Genomic DNA, 20897 nt, shown 5'->3' on the forward strand with positions numbered 1-20897 from the left:
TTTTATACCTCCGAAATGATTGAGAATTTCAAGCCCTCATACTATTATTATTCAAATGGGCCTCAGGTTACTTCTCCAGAAAATAGAGGAGAATTTTCAACATCATTGTTTATTTTATTTAATAAAGAAACTTTTGAAAATACTGGAATGTTATCTTATGAGAGCATTTTGAGGACTTCTGATTTAAGGGGAATGAACGAACCAGAAAAGAAGAGCTTTTTACTCAATTCAGGACTAAGTATTTGTTCCCAATTACCTCTGTATAAATATCTAATATCGGTAGGCACTATAAAATCAAATCAAGGAATTCTTGAATGGGACAAAACTTTTAGAACTGATAATCCTGAGCCTGGTAGTTCACATGTACATTTTTTTAAAACTAATAACACAAATGGAAATATTGATTTTCAAGAAATTGCTAATCAATTTAAACTTATTGATGATGAACAAACATTAAAAAAACCTGCTAAAAGAAAAAATTCTAGGAGAAGAGAGGTGCTAGTAAATGAGGCTAAAGGATGAGGAAATTTTCTTATATAGAAACAAACTGTATAATTCTTTTTTAAGTATTCAATACAAACCAAAGAATATTATTGTCTATCTTGATGTTGTGTTTCCAATTGTTTTTTCTTATGAGAAGAATGATAAAATTTATTTGGCTTACGTAGTTACATGTGATGAATTTGAAAATGAATTGAATATCATTTCTACTCAAATTCCTGATTATTCGATTTTAGAATTATTTGCAGAATCTAAATTGAGCCTATTCGAAATATTTGACAAAGAATTTGATGAAAAATGTTTATTTTTTGGAACAAAAAAAGGTAAAGTATTTAATGGACAAATGACCTTAGCGGATAAATGCAATCAAATTCCTACATTAGAAGAATTTCATGAAGATGATTATATAGTTGAGGATCTATTACCAGAGGATGATTTTTATGTGACTCGACACACTGTAAACAAATTAAATTTAAATGAGATAAGAGATTACATTAAGATAGTGAAAGCAAGAAAGGAAAAAAACATAGAGACCACGACGACCCTGTTCAAATGGGAAACTTTTGAAAAGAGAAGAATTCCTGATAAAAGGGGCAATAATAATAAAATGTTAACGGAGATTATAGAATTTCATGAAGAATATTTCTACAAGTATCCGGAGGAGGGGACTATTGGTAAGATTAGAAAAATGTTTAACAAATATTTGACTAATGATAAACCAAGCGAAAAAGAGGTGCTGGTATGGAAAGTATAAGGTTTAAAACTCAATTAAAAAGTTATATTATAACTGATCTGAATTATAAATTTGATGAAAATGTATTACCATTTTTAAAAGAAAGGTTATCGGATCTTAACAAAGAGGGAGGAACAACTGAATCGTTATTTCGCAGTGAAGACCACCACACAATGCAGCTAGCAATTCATAAAGAATTGAATAATATTATTGTAACAATGGATACAAGAGTGAAGGAATATATTGATTTAGACACGCTCTCTGATGGAGAGGAGTTTGAGGACAAAGAATTTATACTAAAATCATTGGATGTCTCTATAGTATTTAATTTTGACTTGGAATATGAAAATGAAATACCAGTTGGATTAATTGAAAATAATGATTTTGTCGAAAATATGAAGGCTCAATTAGAAAGAACAATACTTGAGATTTGTCGCCATCACATGGTTATCACAGTGAAAAGTATTTCTGCATTGGACTATAGTCCAAGCATAGAATTAGATTTTCCGGAACTAGAATTAGATGATATAAAAATAATATGAAACAATCCTTCTATTTCAAAAGAAAATGATTAACCCTGAAACTATCCACGATGAATTTTAAAGCTTAAATGGAGATCTTAGCATAAACGGCTATAGGGTCTCTAAAAAAGGTCTGTGATTTAGTTCTTTGCAGTACCTGTGGACTAGGGGGCAGACTTGTAGAATCGCAACCTCCATTTTTAGTCAATTGTGTATAAAATTGGTTTCCTCTTTCATGTTTCAACTTTTTGAGTGAGACTGACTACATTGAGTTAACTTTTTCATTCTCTCTAGAAGATTTCTAGCAATAAGCCATTAATGTAAATACTCATGTAATATCTTATGGTAAAGTTACATATGGTGTCAACAAATCGTATCATTTCGTGCTGAGCTTTCATGGGGTACCGGAGCGCTATGTGAGGACGGGAGACCCGTATGAGCGGCAATCCTGCGAGTCTGCGGAGCAATTGGCAGACTTGATGGGATGGCCATCCGGGAAATGGCAGATCAGCTTCCAGTCCCGTTTCGGGAAGGAGCGATGGATCAGGCCATCCACGGCGGATGAGCTGCGGCATTATCGAAGCAGGGGTCAAACGGCCGTTCGTTTGTGCGCCTTGCTTTGTAACGGATGGTTTGGAGACGCTGCATGAACTTGGCATCGAAGGACGGGAACAATTCGCCCAAGGCAGAGGTAATTGGAGAGTACGGCACGACATTGTGCCTGAACGACGATGCGGGATGGCTTGATTTTATGGCGAATTACGCGAAGAGGCAGACGACCGGCTGGTTCGACGATGTCTGAACTCTTTACAGCAGTTCGTCCCGCAGCAATTTTGGCGAACGAGAAATGATGATCATGCCCATAAAAAAACACCGGCTCAATGAACGACGTCCCCGGCAGATCGAGTGATCTACCCAAGGGAATGTCTTTCAAAAGCTGGTGTTTATTTGTTTTGTTATTCCAATATGTTGTGAACCCCAACTATAATTTCAAATCGACCGAATACCGATCGCGAAGCACCGACAAGTGGTGCAGCTCATGGCCAACCAAGACGAAGGCGATGGACCGGGCCGAGGCCGTATTATCGCTGACGATGCCTTTACGCAGCCAGGTTTCCGGTGTGAGGTGACGGAGCATAAGAATCGTTGAGCGTCGCACAGCGGCATATTCTTCGCTTAGATCCGTCAACGTGTACGTGTCGAAAGGATGGCTCTGCATGAGCACGTCCTGATCGTAACCCGGATGAGGCGTGACGTCGCCTCTGGCAATGCGGAGCAAACGGTTGCTCATAATGCGTTCGTTGTCCACAAGGTGGCCGATGACCTCTTTCACGCTCCATTTGCCTTCGGCGTAACGGTAATCACCTTGTTCCTCCGTCAAGGAGGAGAGCAAGGCTTGTACGGTGTTCGCTTGTTTCTCCAGCAGCTCGATCACGTCGCCTTCAGGAACAAGTCGGATGTACCCTTCATAAAAAGCGGCATATTCCTCTGTGGTCGGTCTTTCAATCATGTCAAAGCCTCCTTTGAGATTATAACTCTACATTCATTGTAGCATATATTCCCAGGCCAATATTTCATCGTTTTAACGGCAGGGGACATGATACCATTCGGTGGGACGGATAATAGGCTATGGAATAAATATCCTGTTTTCGAAGGGAGAGCTTATGAGTCATCTGAACAACGAGTTTTATCCTTATTATGCTGCGCATTTGTCTTACACCTCTTATCCTTATGGTTACCCTGCCCAAGCTTACTATGGTTACGCCTATTATGGCGATATGCGGCAGGAAACGGCGTCGTCCTACAAAACGTTGGAAGAGGCACTGGCGTTGATCCAAAAAGCGGTCGAGGGTGAGAAAGAGGACGAAATGTTCTACGATTACCTGATCTCGGTCGCTCCTTCGGATGAGGAAAAGGAAATCATCGAGAGCATTCGCGACGACGAACGCAAGCATAACCGCATGTTCCGCCAGATTTATCAGCATTTTACGGGCCGGGTCATCGCCGCGCCTGAAAGCGTGCCGTTCGAGAAGCCGGCGTCGTACATTGACGGGGTCCGCAAGGCGCTCTTTGGAGAGCTGGCCGCGGTGGAACGCTATCGGGATATTCGGGCAGGGCTTCCAGACCGTTACTACAGAGATATGCTGTTTGAGATCATTACGGATGAAATCAAACATGCCACTAAGTACAATTACCTCTTAACCTTGGATACGCGGCGGGCACTACAAAATTAAAACCAAAGCAACAAAAGATTAGCTCGCCCGGCGTGACAAAAGTGAAAAAGGATATGCTCAAGGGAGCACATCCTTTAAATACGGTGTCTTTGTATCCTGTTCCCGTTACTGTCATGAGCGATTCAGAGAATTAAGCCTCCTGGAAACGGGCTGCTTCCAGCTTGGCAAGGCGTTTCATCAGCTTTTTGAGCATGACGGAAGCTTTGACGCGAAGCGGCAGATCGTCGGAGATTTCAATCGAATAGGCCCCTGCCAAAATCAGTTCCTTCAGTTCGGCGTTTGAGCCGGCGGGACGATTCAGCACATTAAATACACTGCCGTATTGCAGGCATTGATGGGTGTCGCTGCCGGCCGTTACCGGTTTGCCAAGCGATTCGGCGAATTGCCCGACTTGATCGCGAGTGGCCTGGATGCCGACTTTGTACATGTCCTTGGCGTTCAGGTCAAAGGCATCCAGGCGTGCAAGCAACGCACGATCCAGTGAATGCAGCGGGGTGGACTCGCGGAACGGATGCGCCCCGATTTTCAGCAGGGGCCGGGCTTCGGCCAGGTCGAGCAGGTCGGCAAAAGGAATGAATGACCCTTTGGCCGTATAGTTTTCCAATGCGCCGCGCACGGCGAGAATATGTTCCTTTTGGCCGATGAGCAGAATATGTCCGGTTTCCGCGATGTCCACTTCCATGCTGGGAAAGATGCGCAGCCCGTCTGCATCGTAATATTCCCCATTGTACGGATAGAGTCGATCCAGGTTTTCGTAGACATCATAGAAATGGCGGGTATTGAAATGCTCGGTCAGCGCGAGCGCGTCAAGTCCGTTCGTTCTGGCTTCATGAATCATTTCCGTGAAATAATCGACGGAGAAATCGGAGTTTTTGGACAATTTGCCGTGAGTGTGCAGGTCAATGCGCATGAGGCAAGGCACTTCCTTTCATACCGTGAATGATTGATGCAATGAATTTTCTGATTTTTTAGAAGCCGCAAAAATATGCACACGTTAACGGAGAGGCAGAACCGATCTGTAGAAGCGAAGCGGGCGCTAAAAGCTTTCTGAAAGAAAGCTGCGTCGGAAGCATTGGCTTATCACCGGATTTTTCCCTACAAAAAGGGGAATCGAAAAATCTGGGGATAAGAGCGATCGGAAAAATGGTACTGCACTCGCAGTGACCTAGTGTGATTGATTAACGGTTTCTATAAACAATTATAAAATGTTATACTGTCCGCCAACCCAGAAGAGCAGCGCCACATACAGCGCCGACCCGGTCAGGAACGCAATATCGCGGGGGGCGATGTGCAGGTGGGCCAGCTTCAGCCGTTTGGACGCGGGGTTGTTCATCCCGTAGGAGAAACCGCGCGTTTCCAATGCTTCAACGGTAGTGCGCGAACGTTTGGCGGTGGCCAGCATTAGTGGGAAAAAGGAGAACATCAGCAGTTTCATGTAATAAACGACCGATCTCCAATATAACCAGCCATGTTTCGATGGCGCCAGGCCGCGCAGCTTGTAGGACAACATGATGTTGCGAAACTCTCCGAACAATACGGGCAGGATGCGATAGGCGTACGACATGCTGAAGGAAAACGCGGCCGGCATGCCCAGCGCGAGCAGCCCGTCCCCGATGCGTTCGGGGTCCATGCCCGAGAACACCGTAATGCTGGCGAGCGAAACGATGGACAATTTCAGCGTCAACAGCAATAAAGGAAGCGCCGATTCCAGACTCCCGCCAAAGAACAGTGAAATGACGAACATCCAGCCGACCTGACCAATCAGGCCAAGACATAGAATGATGATAATAAAGATGGCTGCCCTGGACAGAATGGTCGTGGTGACCATGAACAGGAACAATCCAAGCAGCACCGTTCCGTTATGGATGAACCAGGGCGCGATGGCAAAGAAAAGGTACCAGATCAGCATTACCCGCGGGTCAAGCCGCGAAAGGCTCGCATGCCCGCTTCCATATACGGTATTCATTAACTCCAGTTGAATGCGTTCGATTGAAATTTTATCAAGCCAGTTGCGGACAAGCTGCATGATGTGCCTCCTTTTTCAGCGGTTCAGCATGGTTCAATGGCAGCAGCCGGGCAGCAAAAGCATCTGCCGTTGGACAAAGCCCAGGCATGTTCAGGCGGTGCGACAGCTCCATAATTTGGGTAAGCGCCAGACCGGCCCGGCGAAGCAGCGCTGCATCGGAGAAAATGTCGGCAGGCGTCCCATCCGCTTCGACTCGTCCGTTGTGCAGCACAATGACGCGGCTGGCCCATTGGGTGACCAGCTGCATGTCATGCGTGGCGATGACCGTGGTTCGCACATGCTCATCCAGCTCGGCGAGCACCCCAATCAGTTCCTCGCGTGTAGCCATGTCCAAATTGGCGGTAGGTTCGTCCAGCAGCATCAGGCGGGGGTGCATGGCTGCACCGATGGCCAGAGTAACGCGGCGCTGCTGTCCGCCGCTAAGCAGGCGCGCATCGCGATCCTGCAGATCCATCAGTCGAAACCGATCGAGCATATGGGCAATACGTGAATCGGCATCTTTCATGCCGCGAGCCTTCAAGTAGTAGCCGACCTCCTTGCGGACGCTGTCCTGAATGAACATCTCGGCCGACTGTTGGAAGATGTAAGCCACTTTTCCCGCTAGATGTTCCATGGAAGAGCGATTCGTCTTTTCCCCCAGCACAGTCACGCTGCCTTCCTGGGGCAGATGAATACCCGCAATCAATTTCAGGAGAGAGGATTTCCCTGCACCGTTGTTGCCGATGAGCGCAATCCGTTCTCCTTCATGCAATGAAATATTTATGCCGCGAAGCACCTCATGCTCCTGTTTGCCAAGGCCCCTGTATCGCAAACGCGTGTCGTTAAAGCGAACCAGTGGAGCTATGGACGCATCACACCCTTCACGATCCGCCTTGGGATGGTTGGCCTGCCCGGACAAGTCGGAAGCGGTCGCCTCGTCCGGCGTTGTTCGTGAAGCACGGGCTTCCAGTATGTACCGCTCGGCAAAGTAAAGGGCTGCCTCCTCCACGGTGACGGGGAACGGCGCCGTTCCATTCTGCCCGTAGGAAGTTGATATCGTGCCGACGGTGGCACACGCTGGTGTCCCAACGGGTTCTACGGTCAAGCCAACTTTGGCGGCAGCCATAGCTGCCCGGGTAACATCCGGCGGCTGAATACCCAGCCGCTCCAAATCGCTTACGCGGTTAAGGCCCTCCTGAACAGGCAGCTTCCATAAGGCACGCCCCTGATCCATCAATACGACATCATGGCAAAAATCCGCGATAAACTCGGTATGATGTTCAATAACGATCAGCGTTTTGCCATAATCGGTGTTCAGCCGTTTCAGGCACTCGTAGATCTGTTTGGCATGCTGCGGATCCAGTTGGGAAACCGGTTCATCCACGATCAGGATTTCCGGGTCCATCGAAAGTGCACCAGCGAGAGCGAGCAGATGCTTTTGCCCGCCGCTCAGTTCCCAGATGTAACGGTCTTGGATTCCTTCGAGCCCGCACATCACGAGAGCGCGTTCGCCGAGTTCGCGGTAGTTGCGCAAACCGTAATTGAGCGGCGCAAAACAGGCTTCATCCAGTACGGTCGGACGTACGAGTTGATTATCGAAATCCTGATAAACGTAACCGATGCTGCGGGAAAGTTCGGCCACGTTCCGCCCTTCGACCGGCATGCCAAGCACATGGACTTCTCCTGAGAAATCCCCCGTATAGAATTGGGGAATCAGGCCGTTGAACAGCTTGCACATGGTGGACTTGCCGCATCCGTTGCCTCCGATGATAGCCGTGAAGCTGCCCCGTGCCAGTTCAAGTGTCAGTCCGTTCAGGACAGGCTCCGCAGAGCCGGGATAGGTAAAGGTTACGTTCCGAACGTCCACGGCACTGGAGGGAAGGATATCCTCGTGAGAGTGCACCTCCCCTTCATCCAGAAACTCGCTTGGCTCGTTCCGCGGGGCAGTCCTTTCGATGTCGGTATGGATGTTTTGGCCAGAAAGGGGCCCCGTTTTGAAGTGAAGCTCCTCCAAGCGCTCACCGGGTTTCTTTGTGCTCCAGAATGACATGAATTTACGCATAAGGACGATTCTCCGTCCCTGGCGCGACTTTGCTTTTCCCGCGTCTGGCCCGCATGAACAGCAGGGTAATCAGCGCGATGACGGCTGCAGCGCCAATGCTGATCCAGATAGAGGCCGAGCCATACTCGTCCGCGTAATCCGTCTCCCATACCGCGAAGTTGATGTCCATCTCGGATAGCGACTCGGCCCCGAAGGCAAACAGGAACAGCAGCAGCCCGATCAACAGAAGCTTTGGACGGAACAGGCCCAGTCCTTCGTACTTCATGCCGGGATTGCGGGGTTTGATGCCCAGCAGCGGTTCGATTTTGCCATACAGCATCGGAACGAGGTAGAGCGTTGGCAGCAGGGCAAACAGGATGCCCGAAAACAACACGTCATTCAGAAACCCGACGCCTTCAATAACAACGATGCTCTCGGCGAGCCCGGGAACGGCTTCAAGCTGTTCCACGCCGATCCATACCTTTCCGATATCGACCAACGAGCTGAGAAACTGGTGTATGATGACACCCGTCATCGCTGCGACGCCAACCTGTCTGCGGTTACGGGGATCACTCACCATGCGGCCTGCGACGTACATGGCAAACGAGAACGTGATAAACTTCTCCAGCTCGCCCAGTCCCCCGAATTGCCCCAGCATTAATTCTCCAAAGATGACCTCACCCATGGCTGCGCCAACGGCCGCAATCATCGGATGGAACAAAATGCACAGCGTAAGCGGAATGAACGCAAAATATTCTACGGATAATTCGATGGGGCCCAGCTGCAATTTCGGAATCAACTCGGTGAACATGTTGGACAAACCGTACAGCGACATGGACAGCACAAACACCATCATTTTCTGCGAAGACGTCAGCGTATAACGCTCAGTCATCTTCTTCATTGGTCATACCTCCCGAAAAGTTTATCGATCAGTGGATCATAGCCACAGTCTAGAGCCGGAATATTAACGGGGGAGAGGAGATTTGTAAATCAAACGTAATTTTTATTACAACATTACATAATTAATGAAAAAAATATTACAGAAACAAACCGCTTTCGTTTCGCGCTGCTGGTATACTGGTTGCAGAGACCTCAAAGGAGTGCAAGGGATATGAACTTGTTTGCCCATAAAGATCAGCTATCGCCAGGACATCAAAAAATCGCCGATTTCATTGAGCGCCACCCGGAGGACATGTTATTCATGACCGAGCAGGAAATCGCGGACAGGCTTGGAACCAGCATCGCCACGGTATCCCGTTTTTGGCGTGCCGTCGGCTACGACAATGCCAAAGCGTTCAAGATCCGTCTACGGACTTCGGAGGATACCACTCCCGCCCTCAAACTGAATAAAACGATATCTCGCATGGACACCGACAGCCTGCCCGTTCAATTGTTGGAGGCATCCGTCGCGCATTTGCAGGAAACGCTCTCTCACATGAAGAACGGAGATCTGGAGCAGGCCGCCGTTCTTTTCTCGGAAGCGAGAAGGGTATATGTCTATGCCCCAGGACCTTCGGCAGGATTGGCTGAGCTGCTGTCCTTCCGTTTGTCCAGATTCGGGATGACCGTTGTTCGATTGGCAGGAGGCGGACATGAATTGCTGGAAACGCTGATGCATATGCAGAAGGAGGATGTGGTGCTGCTGCTCTGCTTTACCCGCTTGCTTCCGGAAGCCGAGGTGATTCTCGATTACGCCAGCAATAAGGGCAGCCAGGCCGTTTTGGTGACAGACAGGGAAGATTTGTTATACGGGATGGGGGCATCGATTTCGTTCTATGTCAGCCGGGGAGAGCTTGGGGAGTTCCATTCCATGGTCACGCCGCTATTATTGATGGAACAGATGGTGCTCGCTGTCGGGTTGAAACAGAAAGAACAGGCGTTAGCCCAGTTGGAGCGGCTTGGCGAACTGCGCAGCCGTTATGCGGACAAGTTGCCTAGAGGATAACGGGGCCTCTATTTAAGATGTCTATGTTTGCATCGACATAAGCCGCGTGCGTTGCGCGGCTTTTTTGTCGTTTAGTTGCAAATATTGTCACATAAGGTCATAGAATAAATGATCCGAATGTTGTATGATCGCTGCATTACAGTATTTAGGCGGAGGGATCCATTACTGTGTTAGAGGCGCTGAAGGAAGATGCGGTCACTGATGATTTGGTTGTTAAGGCCATCGAGAGAAGTTTGGCCATCATTCGTTTTGATTTGAATCGTCAGGTAGTGTATGTCAATGATGTATTTGCATCCACTATGGGTTATACCAAGGAAGAGATGATTGGCATGAGCCATAGGCAGCTATGTTTTGACGAATTTGTAAACCGACCCGAGTACGAAGCGTTCTGGAAGAGCATTTTAAACGGGAACAGCTTCCAGGACAAGATTGAACGCAAACATGCACAGGGGAGTTCTGTCTGGCTGGAAGCGACCTACATGCCGATTTATGATAAAAAGAACGAACGCATTCTAGGGGTTTCCAAAATAGCCACGGATATTACGAAGCGACAGAACAGCATTGCCACCGTTGTTAATGAATTGAAAACGTTATCCCACGGATTGAACGAGCAGGCGGAAGAGGGAACGGCGCGAAGCAAAGAACTGCTCTCCAGCATAGCACTGATCTCCCAGGTGGCTGCTAACAACCAATCGACGCTTGCCCATCTGCAGCAGCAGGCGGCTGACATTCAGGGCGTAGTCAAAACGGTCCGGGACATTGCTTCGCAAACGCAACTATTGGCGCTGAATGCTGCCATTGAGGCGGCGCATGCCGGGGAGTATGGAAGAGGCTTCGATATCGTGGCGAAGGAAGTGAAAAAGCTGTCCGCCATGGTTGAAAACTCCATCAACGAAATCCGCGACAGCGTGCAAGGGATCACCCAGGAAATTCACAACATTTCCAAAGGCACCGAGCAGGTAAGACAGTATGTAGAACAAAGCGAAAAACAGATCGAGGTTACGCTTCGGGACTTTACGAACACGGCGGAATCCGCGCAGCTGCTCGACATCAAGGCAGGGCACGTATCCGAGATGGTATGAACCAGGCGATGGTCGATTGCTGATTTAAAAATACAGGCAGATTCCCGAATACGGAATCTGCCCTTTTGCCGTTGCCGATGCAAGGCAACGTGCGAAAAGCTTGCAAAAACGGGAATTATTGTGAGCCGACGGGGACACAATACTTTGGAAAACTCAAAAGCTTATGGCGATGCCTTGCATTTAAATCATGCCTTTTGTAACAACTGCGGGATTTTCTTTCAGAGGCAAGGAAGCCAGTAGCTATGAGAAGCCATGGTATTGGGGGGAGGAAGATGTGGTCTAAGCTGCTCAGTTATATACCGGAAGGTTCCGTATGGTTTCAAGCCATCGTATTGGTCATCGTTCCCGTCGTCATACTGTACGTTTCCCGTTGGTTGAATGATGCCATTAAGAGAGGCAGCTTCAAAAAGGCAAAACCTTCAAATCTGGAGCGGGCGGGGGGAGCTTCTCCAGGGAGCGCATCGGAGCAAGACCAGCATCCGGAAACGGGGAGATATGCCAACATCAAAATAAGCGGGAAATATTCCACGGACATCGTTAGCATCAGGGAAACGGTGGCCCGGAATGCGGACGTTTACATTCGGGAGCTGACGATCAAGGGGACCGACATCCGAATTGCGGCCGTATTTACCGAAGGATTGATCGATCCCAGTCTCTTCGACCAGTCCCTGATGGCACCGCTTATGACGGATGGTATCCCTGAGGAAGAGCTCGAGCGCTTTTCCCAAGCCGAGGGATCCAGCCTCCTCGAATCGTTTCTGCTGAATCGCTTGCTTATGGTGAGTGTATACGAAGAGACGCAATCGCTGCAGAAGTTCGCTCTGGGCGTCCTCGGGGGCAAAACGGGCTTGATTGTGGACGGCGTGCCTAAAGCTTTCATTATCGGGGGACCGCAGGGAAAGACCCGCAGCATCGATGAACCCTTATCAGAGGCGCTTCTCCGTGGACCGCGAATCGGATTCACCGAGGAGTTGAGCGACAACACGGGCATATTGCGTCGATATGGAAGCGATCAAAGCTTATTTATTGAGAAGTATCAGGTAGGCACCCGGGTCAAAAAAGATCTGGCGATTGCGTACATGCAGGATATTGCGGACCCCAAATTGGTCGAGGAAGTCAGAGAACGGGTCAATGCGATGGAAATGGATATTATGCTGGAGTCCGGATATGTGGAGCAGCTGATCGAGGACAACACGTTTAGTCCTTTTCAGCAAGTGCTCAACACCGAAAGGCCTGACCGGGTTATGGGTGCGCTTCTGGAAGGAAGGGTGGCCATATTGCTGGACGGCACGCCTTTTGTACTCGTCGTTCCGGTGACCTTCAGCATGCTGCTTCAGTCCCCCGAGGATTATTACGAACGCTGGATTCCGGGGACTTTCTTGAGAATGCTGAGATTTCTGGCGGCGATGTTGGCACTGCTTGCCCCCGCCTTGTACATTTCGTTTATCTCGTTCCACCCCGGACTGATTCCGACCAAGCTTGTTCTAACGATTATCGAAACCAGGACGGGGGTGCCGTTTCCGTCGATTATCGAGGTGCTCATCATGGAGCTTTCGATCGAGATCCTTCGCGAAGCCGGAATCCGGCTGCCCAAACCGATCGGGCCTGCGATGGGCATCGTTGGCGGTTTGATTATCGGACAGGCTGCCGTGCAGGCAGGGATCATCAGTCAGTTCCTGGTTATTGTCGTTGCCGTGACGGCCATTTCTTCGTTTACCATCCCGGTATACAGCGCGGGATTGACCTTGCGGATATTGCGTTTTGCAGCCATGTTCAGCGCGGCGGTGCTTGGGCTGTTCGGCGTGGTCATGTTTTTCCTGTTGATTTGCACGCATTTGGCCCGTTTGTCGAGCTTCGGTGCGCCTTACGTGGCTCCGGCCGTTCCTTACAGTCTGCGGGACTGGAAAGACTTCATCATTCGCGCTCCTATCCGAATGATGAGATTGCGGCCGAAATTGGCCAATCCGGAGGACGAAGATCGCACAAATAAACAATGAGGCATGGAGGTGAGACAGAATGGAAGGCTCCCAGCAAAAGATTAGTACGGCTCAGGCTGTCGTGGTCATCGTAAACTACATGCTTGGTGCGGGCATATTGACACTGCCCCGCACGACGAGCAAAGCAGTCGGGACACCCGACGTATGGATTTCGATCCTGTTGTCCGGCTTGGTCATCACGGGCGTCGGTCTCATTCTGGTCACCTTGTGCAAGAGATTTCCGGGAAAGACGGTCTTCGAATTCATGGGAGAAATAACCGGCACATGGATTGCCTTCATCTTGGGATTCGCGATGATTGTTTACTTTATCGTGATCTCCGCGTTCGAAATTCGCATCATGGCGGATGTGACGGGCATGTATTTGTTGGAAAGGACCCCTACCTGGGCCATGGTCATGGTATTTATGTGGATCGGTATTTATCTGATTACGGGAGGACTCCAGGTCATCATTCGGGTGCTCGAGATCATTTTGCCCTTGACGTTGGTGATTTTCGTCGTGCAAATTTTGCTGGGGATGCAGTTGTTTGAAATCAGCAATCTGCGTCCTGTGCTTGGCGAAGGAATCATGCCGGTCTTCAAGGGATTACAGCCCTCGCTCCTGTCATTTACAGGGTATGAAGCGATGTTTATTCTGACCGCGTACATGAAAAATCCAAAAACGAGCAATAGGGCGGTTGCTTGGGGAGTCAGCATTTCCACCATCATTTATTTGATTACGGTGGTTATGGTTGTAGGCAGTCTTTCGCTGGATGGCATCCAGACCCGAACGTGGCCGACTCTGGATTTGGTCCGAAGCTTCGAAATCAAGGGACTCGTTTTCGAACGTTTTGAATCCCTGCTTTTGGTTCTCTGGATTATGCAAATGTTCTCCACGTGTACCATTACGCATTATTGTGCTTCGATCGGCATTCGCGAGTTGTTTCGGTCCAAGAAGACCCATTTCATCATGTACCTGCTGCTTCCCGTCATTTATATCGCTGCGCTGATGCCGAAAAATTTGGATGAAACCTTTGCTTTAGGCGACATGCTGGGAACGATCTCGATAGCCCTGTTTGCCGTTCTGCCGCTGCTTCTTTTGCTTCTCAGCATGATTCGCAAGAAAGGAGGAAAACAGGCATGAATCAAGTGCGTTCCTTGTTGCGCATTATGGCTGCACTTGCTGCACTGCTAATTATATCGGGTTGCTGGAGCAGCAGGGAGATCGAGGAATTGAGCGTTTACGTGGGCCTCGGCCTCGACGTCGGCGAGGAGACGGCATTCGAAAAAAACATCGCTTCCCAAGGGGGCAACTACTCGAAGGAAAATAACGTGACAGCGACGGTCCAAATTGCGCCGGGATTTTCCAAACAACAACAGGGCGGAGGATCGGGCTCTCCTTCGTCCGGAAAAACATCGTATTCCAACGAACAGCTCAGCGGGGATTCGCTGCTGCAAATCTTTCGCCAATTTGCCCTTCGGCGGGATCGTCCGTTAATCGGGCATCATTTGAAGGTGATCGTCATATCCAAAGACGTTTTGAAAAAATACAGGATGGACCAACTGCTTGATTTCGTGCTGCGGGATAATGACATTCGGCCTAACACGCTGGTCATCATCAGCCATCGCAGCGCCAGGGAAGTGTTGACTTCCCAAGATCCTACCCGCATCCCTGCATTCTACCTGACCAACACAACCCGCAATGCCTATATGACGACGAAAATTATGGAACCGGTGACGCTCGCCATGGTGGATGCCAAAATGCAGGCCGGTTCCAGCTTTCTGCTGCAGAACGTGCTTTCCTACGATGGAGAGGACAAGTTTTCGGGGGCGAGCATTATCGATGGCAAAACGACCAAATTCATCGGAGAGCTTAGCCAAACCGACCTGGAAGGGTTAGCATGGATCACGGACAGATCCGGCGGGGGAGTGTTGAAAAGCTATAGAAAGAACGGCTTTACCATCGTTTACGAGATGAAAAAGAAAAAAACGAAGGTCATTCCGCATGTCCGCGGCAACGAAATTTCGTTTCATGTGGACGTGAAATCGGAAGGATGGATGATGGAAGACTGGACCGCGCCCGAGAAGGAAGAAAAGGGCGCTTACCTGAAGGAGCTGGAAAAGGACTTTGCCGAATTGGCCGAACAGCAGATCAAACAGGTCCTGTACAAGATGCAGCATACCCATAAAGTGGATGTAGGCGATTTCGGGGAGAGCCTGCGCATTCATTATCCAAAGGTTTGGAAAAAGGTAAAAAAGGATTGGGACGAAGTTTTCAGCACAGTGCCCATTACGTATGACGTGAAAGTAAACATCACCAACCCGGGATCGTCGACGCAATAACGAATGAACGCATGAAGGCATGAAAGCAGGCTGATCTTCCAGATAAGAAGGACAGCCTGCTTTCATTTGCGTATAACTGTTCATTCAACGACCAGATCCCGTGGAGAGGCTTCCCTGATCACTCGTGAAGATGCCCACGATCCAAGCGCGGCAGCCGGTATGCTCAAGCCGGAAAACATCAGGATGCCGGATCCGTTCAAAATAAGGGGCAGATCGACAATGCCGTATCCTGAGAGGACCGTTTCAAGCAGAAACGGCAGCAAATATACGCCTACCGCTATTCCGAAAAGGGAACCGACCAACGCAACGCCCGCAGTTGCGGCGGCAATCGACAGGCGGAGCTGACGCGACGTCATGCCCAAGGATTTGTAGATGCCATACGTCCGCGATTCTTTGCGAATGTTGATTCGGCAAGTGCTGAAAATGATGATGAACGTAACGGCAAGGAACAGCATTCCGATCAGGCACATCGGATAGATCAGCACGTTGGCGGCCTCGGTATAGACGGAATCAAGCAGTACTTTCTGGGTGACGACCGAAACCGATCCCTGGAATGGCTCGTTCAACCGTTTGGCGACCGCAGCGGCATCCGTTTTGTCTCGGACTTGAATGAACGCGACGTCGGCATCGCTGTAATCCGGATCGACGGTTCGCATGGCCTCGGCCGTGATGCGCCCGGATATGGACATGTTGGCAATGGCCTGATACGTGCCGGTGATGATGAACGTACGTTTTTGGCCTTCGATATACAGCTCGATGAGGTCCCCTACATCTTTGTTTAACATGCGGCTAACCCCTACGCCGATCGAAATCTCATTTTTCCGCACAGGGTCATTGCCGTGCAGCGTTTCGAATCCAAGCTCCCGATAGTTTCCGTCCAGCACGCTGAGCGCCAGGCTAACCGAATCGTGCTGATTGGCATGATTCGGTTCGGGTACCGTAATTCCAGTGACATTCCCTTGCCACGCCACGTTCTCGATCTGTGCTTCCTCTTCCAAGGCCCGTTCCATTTCGGCGCGCGGAAAGGCGCCTTTGTCCACGATGACTGCCGCAATATCCGCCTGATCATAACCCCACTTGGCGGCAGTTTGATGAATCTCCGTGATGCTTGTCATTAACGCATACCCGAAGACCAGCACGGAGGAGGCCATGGTGGTAAGCAGCAGCAATAGAAGTGAACTTTTTCCGTATTTCATGATGCTTCGCATGCCGACCGCAGCGCCAACAGGTATCGTGGCAAAACTCATCCAGCGCGTCAGCGATAAATTCATTCTTCGCGCTGCGCGGGCATGGTCCGTTTCCGACATGCCGTACCGGATGGCCTGTACAGGCTGGATGCGGCCTGCTTTTGAGGCATATACGATGACGAACAGGATGACAAGCAGGAAAAGCAGCACGGCCAACATCAGTACCAAGCCTGTTCCCCGAATCGCCAAATCTTCATTGCCTGCACGAAGGGATGACGTGGAAATGCCGATGATGAACCTGGACATGATGAGGCTCAGCGCAGTTCCGGGAAGGATGGCAGCGAAAGCGAGCAGGGCGTATTGAATCGCATAAGTGCCGATGGTCGAAAGGGATGTGAAGCCGAGGGACTTCAAAATTCCGATCGTTCTATAGTTCGCCAGAATCGAATCCGAAATCGTGAACCCGATGGTCATCAGTGCAATAATCAACATGACAATGCCTAGAAAAATCATGATAAAACCGACGATTTGATGGATGATCAGATAAAAGGAAGCGATGCTCTCGAATTCCATCTTCGTTTCGAGAAAGGGGATTCCGTTTTCGTCGGCATAGCGATCCCAGTACCTTGGACTCGTCTCGTAGTCATCGAAATGGAGGCCTATCATAGAATAATCTTTGCCGCTTCCGGAGAATACGTTGCGGTAATCCGCTTCGTTCATCCAGATCCGGGCAGTATTGGTGAACGGGGCGCCATAAGGCACGTCAATCCGAATACCGCTGACGACCAAATCGATGGTTGCTGCGTCTGCGTTAAAGCTGACAGTATCGCCTAAGGATATGTCGTATGCGTTCGACATGGAGGTTGGAATCCAGATCGTGCCCCGCGCAGGGACATCAGAAGGCGTACCATCCGCAAAAATGGGTTTATCAACGGCCCAAGGCTGCTCCGGCGTATCGATCATATATAGGTATATGTTGGGGAATTGCTCACCATGGAAGGTGATTCCCGACAACGTCCGATATCTGAGCAGTGGAGAGACGTCGACGCCTTTTTGGGAGGTCCACCAGTCGTGGTCGGCCTGGGGATCGTTCAAGCCTTTTTCAAAGGTCAGCACCTGATGCGAGCCGTTGGTGCGGGCATGCATTTCTTCGAACTGGTTGCCCGTGTTGGCCAATACGATGAAAGCTGTGGATACAAGCAGGGTTGAGAGCAGGATGAGCAGGGCAATGAAAACATTTTGAAGCTTGCTTTTGCGCAGACGGGAGAAACTCAGTTTCAGCACGGCCAGCATGTCTATTCCCTCCCCGATACAAAAGCAAAAATGATGGATTCGCGCTCCGGAAGGCGCGTTCCGTCATATTTGTCGAATTCGAGGATGCCGCCGACCTTGCCGTCCTGGATGAAAATGAGCCGGTCCGCCCTGCATGCCGCCTTCATGTCATGCGTAACCATCACGACGGATTGCCCTGCCTGGTTTATTTCCGTCAGAATGTCCAGTACGGCCTGACCATGCTCGAAATTCAGGCTGCCCGTCGGTTCGTCGGCAAAAACGACGTCCGGCGAATTGATCAGCGCCCGGGCGATGGCTGCTCTTTGCTGCTGCCCACCCGACGTTTCGGAAGGGAGACGGTTGCGCTGGCCGGCGATATCCATGCGATCCATAAGTTGATCGGCCTTGGCGCGGACTTCGCTTTTTTTTCGGCCCGCGATATAACCGGGCAGCGAAATGTTTTCCCGAATAGGCAGGTCCGGGACGAGATTGCTGCTTTGATAAATGTAGCCGATCCTGCGGGCACGAAACTCGGACATTTTGCGCTCGGAATACCTGTCGATCTGTTCCTCGCGGAAATGGACTTCTCCCGCCGTCACGCGGTCAAGGCCGCTGAGCAGATACAGCAGCGTGGATTTGCCGGAGCCGGAGTTGCCCATAATGACGGTAAAATCCCCTTCATAAATATCGAGATCGATGTTTCGGATCGCATGGAATTGTTCCGTCCCGGTGCTGTAGGTTCTGCAGAGATTGCGTGCCCGGATGAGGGGAACTTTCATTTCTTTGGACAAGCCGATCACTCCCGGTTCGTAAGTTATGCCTTCATTGTAGGCAGGGGATATTGAGAAAGACTTATCGAAATATGAATAAAGTATTACACGATGGGCAGGTCGATCCGAAAGCGGGTGCCTTTGCCCTCTTGGCTGGAGAAAGAGATGTGCCCGTCATGCGCCTCGATAATGTTTTTGCATATAGACAATCCCAGTCCCGTACCTTCATGAACGTGAACGGCTGCCGGCGATGCTTGCCCCTTGAAGTAACGTTCAAACACAAACGGCATGTCTTGGGGACGAATGCCTTTGCCGGTATCTTCGATCGCTATAATGAAACGCCCCGATTCGAGCTCTGTACTGATCCGCAGAGTGTCTCCGGCTTCCGTGTGTTTAAGCGCGTTTGCAACGAGATTGGAGATGACCTGCTCCATCCTTGTCGGGTCCATGCGGATCAGCACGTTGGGAATGCGGGCAGGCCCCTCGTAGTGAAGGCCTTTCAAATGCACCATATGCCCGATGGGGGCGAGCATGGCTTCAAAGACCGGACGGCTGTAAGTCTCGCGTTTTTCCACCGAAATGTGGCCGAGCTCCTGAAGGGCATGCAGAAGCAAATCTTCGACGAGACTTGCCGTTTTATCCGCATTTGTACGCATGACTTGCATGTATTCCATAAGCGTGTCGTGATCAGGGCTTATGCCGTCCATAATGGCCTCGATATATGTTTTCAAGGTTGTAATGGGCGTGCGAAGGTCGTGGGATATATTCGTGATCAGTTCTTTTTGCGCTTGTTCTTGCCGGTTGCGACGGTGGTGCAGGTGTTCAATTTCCGTGCGCATCAGGTCAAACATGGCATATAAATCACCGATTTCATCCGGGCGAGAATACCGGACTTGCTCGGCATAGTTCCCTTTCAGGATCGACTCTGCGTGCTGTCGCAGTTCCCTGATGGGGGAAATCAGGCGTTTCTTTACCTTTATTCTCATGATGATCAGCATCATGGCCAGCAAGAGGATGAATACGCCGCTGAGCATGAACATATAAGGAATCGGTGCGGAATGGGCGGAAGAAAGCAACGATACAGGGACGGAAATTAAGGCATGGCCGACCTGACGGATCCCGGAGGAATGGTCCATTACGGGAAACGCAACGGTAAACGAATTTCCTTCGTTCGTTGGCAGGAGGGGAAAATCATCACTTTCTCCGTACAGCAGCGTTCGCAGATTGAGATGTTTGCCTTCCGCAGAGGGATTCGAATCCAGCAGGATTTCGCCATCCAGTGCAGCATAGGTCAACGTTATCCCGATTTCGCGGGCCAAGGAACGAAGCTTCTCCCGGAAGGCCGGATTTTTAAGCTGGTGCTGTCGGTTTTCCATTTCAAGCAGCAGTGGATTGGCAAGCAATCGAAGCTGCTTGACGTACGGTTCCGTCCCGCCCGTTTCGTTGAGCGAATTCGTTTTTAGCGCCAACGGCAGGCTGCATGCGGCGAGCAGCAATAAAGTAAGCAATGCGCCGATGAGCCATCGTTTGGACCAGGCGTTCAGAGACATGTGCTTTGACTCCAATCCGGGGTTTAATCCACGTTGAATTTATAGCCTACACCCCAGACGGTTTTCAGCAGTTGGGGGTGAGAGGGGTCTGTTTCGATTTTTTCCCTTAATCTTCGGATGTACACCGTAACTGTATTCTCGTCGCCATAGGAGGCATATCCCCAAACGGCATCGAGAATTTGGGCTTTGGAAAAGACCTGGTTTTTATGGCTTGCCAAAACATGAAGCACTTCGAATTCCTTCGCGGAAAGAGGAATCTCCAAGCCGTTCCGCGTGACCCGGTACGCTTTTTTGTCGATCGTTAAGTCGCCGAACCGAAGCACATGCCCTTCAGCTCGTTCGGCTATTAGGCGGTCATAGCGGCGGAAATGGGCATTGATCCGGGCCAGCAGCTCGCTTAGCGAGAACGGTTTGGTCATATAATCATCCGCGCCAAATCCAAGGCAGAGCACTTTGTCCGTATCGCTACCACGCGCGCTGAGCATCAAAATGGGGATATTGTTCCTGCGCCGGATTTCACGGCATACCTCGATGCCATCCCGGTCGGGAAGCATGATATCCAAAATGATATAATCCGGCTGAAGCAGCTCCATCATCTGCAGCCCTTCTTCCGCCGTGCCTGCGATGGCGGTCTCATATCGGTTTTTGTTCAGATAGTCCCTTACAATGCGGGCGATATCCTGCTCGTCTTCGATCATTAACACTTTTCGTGCATCATGCATGGTTTTCGCTCCAATTCA

20 protein-coding genes are annotated in these 20897 nt (G+C 49.9%); 11 read left to right on the forward strand and 9 right to left on the reverse strand.

Annotated features, from left to right (window positions below):
• The 5 genes from L6H98_RS25105 to L6H98_RS25125 all read left to right on the forward strand — a co-directional run.
• A partial coding sequence (locus tag L6H98_RS25105; RefSeq protein WP_236420423.1) for a hypothetical protein occupies window positions 1-522 on the forward strand: 522 nt, incomplete at its 5' end.
• A complete protein-coding gene (locus L6H98_RS25110; protein ID WP_236420424.1) occupies window positions 506-1255 on the forward strand; it encodes a hypothetical protein in 750 nt (249 codons plus the stop codon). The genes L6H98_RS25105 and L6H98_RS25110, both read left to right, overlap by 17 nt.
• Window positions 1243-1776: a hypothetical protein gene (locus L6H98_RS25115; protein ID WP_236420425.1), complete on the forward strand. Its 534-nt coding sequence runs from the start codon at window positions 1243-1245 to the stop codon at window positions 1774-1776. The genes L6H98_RS25110 and L6H98_RS25115 overlap by 13 nt, the downstream gene beginning before the upstream one ends.
• Before the next feature lie 314 nt (window positions 1777-2090).
• Entirely contained in the window at window positions 2091-2405 is a 315-nt protein-coding gene (locus L6H98_RS25120) for a ferrochelatase (RefSeq protein WP_356724382.1), read from the forward strand.
• The gene (locus tag L6H98_RS25125) at window positions 2402-2557 is read left to right on the forward strand and encodes a hypothetical protein (RefSeq protein WP_236420427.1); all 156 of its coding nucleotides are present in this window, start codon (window positions 2402-2404) and stop codon (window positions 2555-2557) included. Before L6H98_RS25120 ends, L6H98_RS25125 begins: the two co-directional genes overlap by 4 nt.
• Window positions 2558-2737: 180 nt before the next feature.
• On the opposite strand, the gene L6H98_RS25130 is transcribed toward L6H98_RS25125, so the two are convergent.
• Window positions 2738-3265 (reverse strand): DinB family protein, encoded by a 528-nt coding sequence (locus L6H98_RS25130; RefSeq protein ID WP_236420428.1) that lies wholly within the window; start codon window positions 3263-3265, stop codon window positions 2738-2740.
• Window positions 3266-3419: 154 nt separating this feature from the next.
• On the opposite strand from L6H98_RS25130, the gene L6H98_RS25135 reads away from it, so the two are divergent.
• Window positions 3420-3989: a ferritin-like domain-containing protein gene (locus L6H98_RS25135; RefSeq protein ID WP_236420429.1), complete on the forward strand. Its 570-nt coding sequence runs from the start codon at window positions 3420-3422 to the stop codon at window positions 3987-3989.
• A gap of 130 nt (window positions 3990-4119) precedes the next feature.
• On the opposite strand, the gene L6H98_RS25140 is transcribed toward L6H98_RS25135, so the two are convergent.
• The 4 genes from L6H98_RS25140 to L6H98_RS25155 all read right to left on the reverse strand — a co-directional run bounded on the left by L6H98_RS25140 (window position 4120) and on the right by L6H98_RS25155 (window position 8936).
• Window positions 4120-4899 (reverse strand): PHP domain-containing protein, encoded by a 780-nt coding sequence (locus tag L6H98_RS25140; protein WP_236420430.1) that lies wholly within the window; start codon window positions 4897-4899, stop codon window positions 4120-4122.
• Between the two features lie 288 nt (window positions 4900-5187).
• Complete coding sequence (locus tag L6H98_RS25145) at window positions 5188-6015, reverse strand: energy-coupling factor transporter transmembrane component T (RefSeq protein ID WP_236420431.1); 828 nt, start codon at window positions 6013-6015, stop codon at window positions 5188-5190.
• Complete coding sequence (locus L6H98_RS25150; protein ID WP_236420432.1) at window positions 5990-8056, reverse strand: ABC transporter ATP-binding protein; 2067 nt, start codon at window positions 8054-8056, stop codon at window positions 5990-5992. The genes L6H98_RS25145 and L6H98_RS25150 overlap by 26 nt, the downstream gene beginning before the upstream one ends.
• Window positions 8049-8936: a cell division protein FtsQ gene (locus tag L6H98_RS25155; protein ID WP_236420433.1), complete on the reverse strand. Its 888-nt coding sequence runs from the start codon at window positions 8934-8936 to the stop codon at window positions 8049-8051. The genes L6H98_RS25150 and L6H98_RS25155 overlap by 8 nt, the downstream gene beginning before the upstream one ends.
• Before the next feature lie 210 nt (window positions 8937-9146).
• On the opposite strand from L6H98_RS25155, the gene L6H98_RS25160 reads away from it, so the two are divergent.
• From L6H98_RS25160 to L6H98_RS25180, 5 genes are all read left to right on the forward strand, one after another.
• Complete coding sequence (locus L6H98_RS25160) at window positions 9147-9980, forward strand: MurR/RpiR family transcriptional regulator (protein ID WP_236420434.1); 834 nt, start codon at window positions 9147-9149, stop codon at window positions 9978-9980.
• Window positions 9981-10147: 167 nt separating this feature from the next.
• Complete coding sequence (locus L6H98_RS25165; RefSeq protein WP_356724301.1) at window positions 10148-11062, forward strand: methyl-accepting chemotaxis protein; 915 nt, start codon at window positions 10148-10150, stop codon at window positions 11060-11062.
• A gap of 272 nt (window positions 11063-11334) precedes the next feature.
• Window positions 11335-13059 (forward strand): spore germination protein, encoded by a 1725-nt coding sequence (locus L6H98_RS25170; protein ID WP_236420435.1) that lies wholly within the window; start codon window positions 11335-11337, stop codon window positions 13057-13059.
• A gap of 19 nt (window positions 13060-13078) precedes the next feature.
• On the forward strand, window positions 13079-14179 hold the full coding sequence (locus tag L6H98_RS25175) for a GerAB/ArcD/ProY family transporter (RefSeq protein WP_236420436.1): 1101 nt from the start codon (window positions 13079-13081) through the stop codon (window positions 14177-14179).
• Window positions 14176-15378 (forward strand): Ger(x)C family spore germination protein, encoded by a 1203-nt coding sequence (locus L6H98_RS25180; RefSeq protein ID WP_236420437.1) that lies wholly within the window; start codon window positions 14176-14178, stop codon window positions 15376-15378. The genes L6H98_RS25175 and L6H98_RS25180 overlap by 4 nt, the downstream gene beginning before the upstream one ends.
• 80 nt (window positions 15379-15458) lie before the next feature.
• On the opposite strand, the gene L6H98_RS25185 is transcribed toward L6H98_RS25180, so the two are convergent.
• The 4 genes from L6H98_RS25185 to L6H98_RS25200 form a co-directional block, all read right to left on the reverse strand.
• Window positions 15459-17858 (reverse strand): FtsX-like permease family protein, encoded by a 2400-nt coding sequence (locus L6H98_RS25185; protein WP_236420438.1) that lies wholly within the window; start codon window positions 17856-17858, stop codon window positions 15459-15461.
• Window positions 17859-17860: 2 nt separating this feature from the next.
• On the reverse strand, window positions 17861-18616 hold the full coding sequence (locus L6H98_RS25190) for an ABC transporter ATP-binding protein (RefSeq protein WP_236420581.1): 756 nt from the start codon (window positions 18614-18616) through the stop codon (window positions 17861-17863).
• Window positions 18617-18711: 95 nt separating this feature from the next.
• Complete coding sequence (locus tag L6H98_RS25195; RefSeq protein WP_236420439.1) at window positions 18712-20157, reverse strand: HAMP domain-containing sensor histidine kinase; 1446 nt, start codon at window positions 20155-20157, stop codon at window positions 18712-18714.
• Window positions 20158-20180: 23 nt separating this feature from the next.
• Complete coding sequence (locus L6H98_RS25200) at window positions 20181-20879, reverse strand: response regulator transcription factor (RefSeq protein WP_236420440.1); 699 nt, start codon at window positions 20877-20879, stop codon at window positions 20181-20183.
• Window positions 20880-20897: the final 18 nt, after the last annotated feature.

Origin of the sequence: Paenibacillus sp. JJ-223, assembly GCF_927798175.1 — a bacterium.
Taxonomy (GTDB): Bacteria; Bacillota; Bacilli; order Paenibacillales; family Paenibacillaceae; genus Paenibacillus; species Paenibacillus hubeiensis.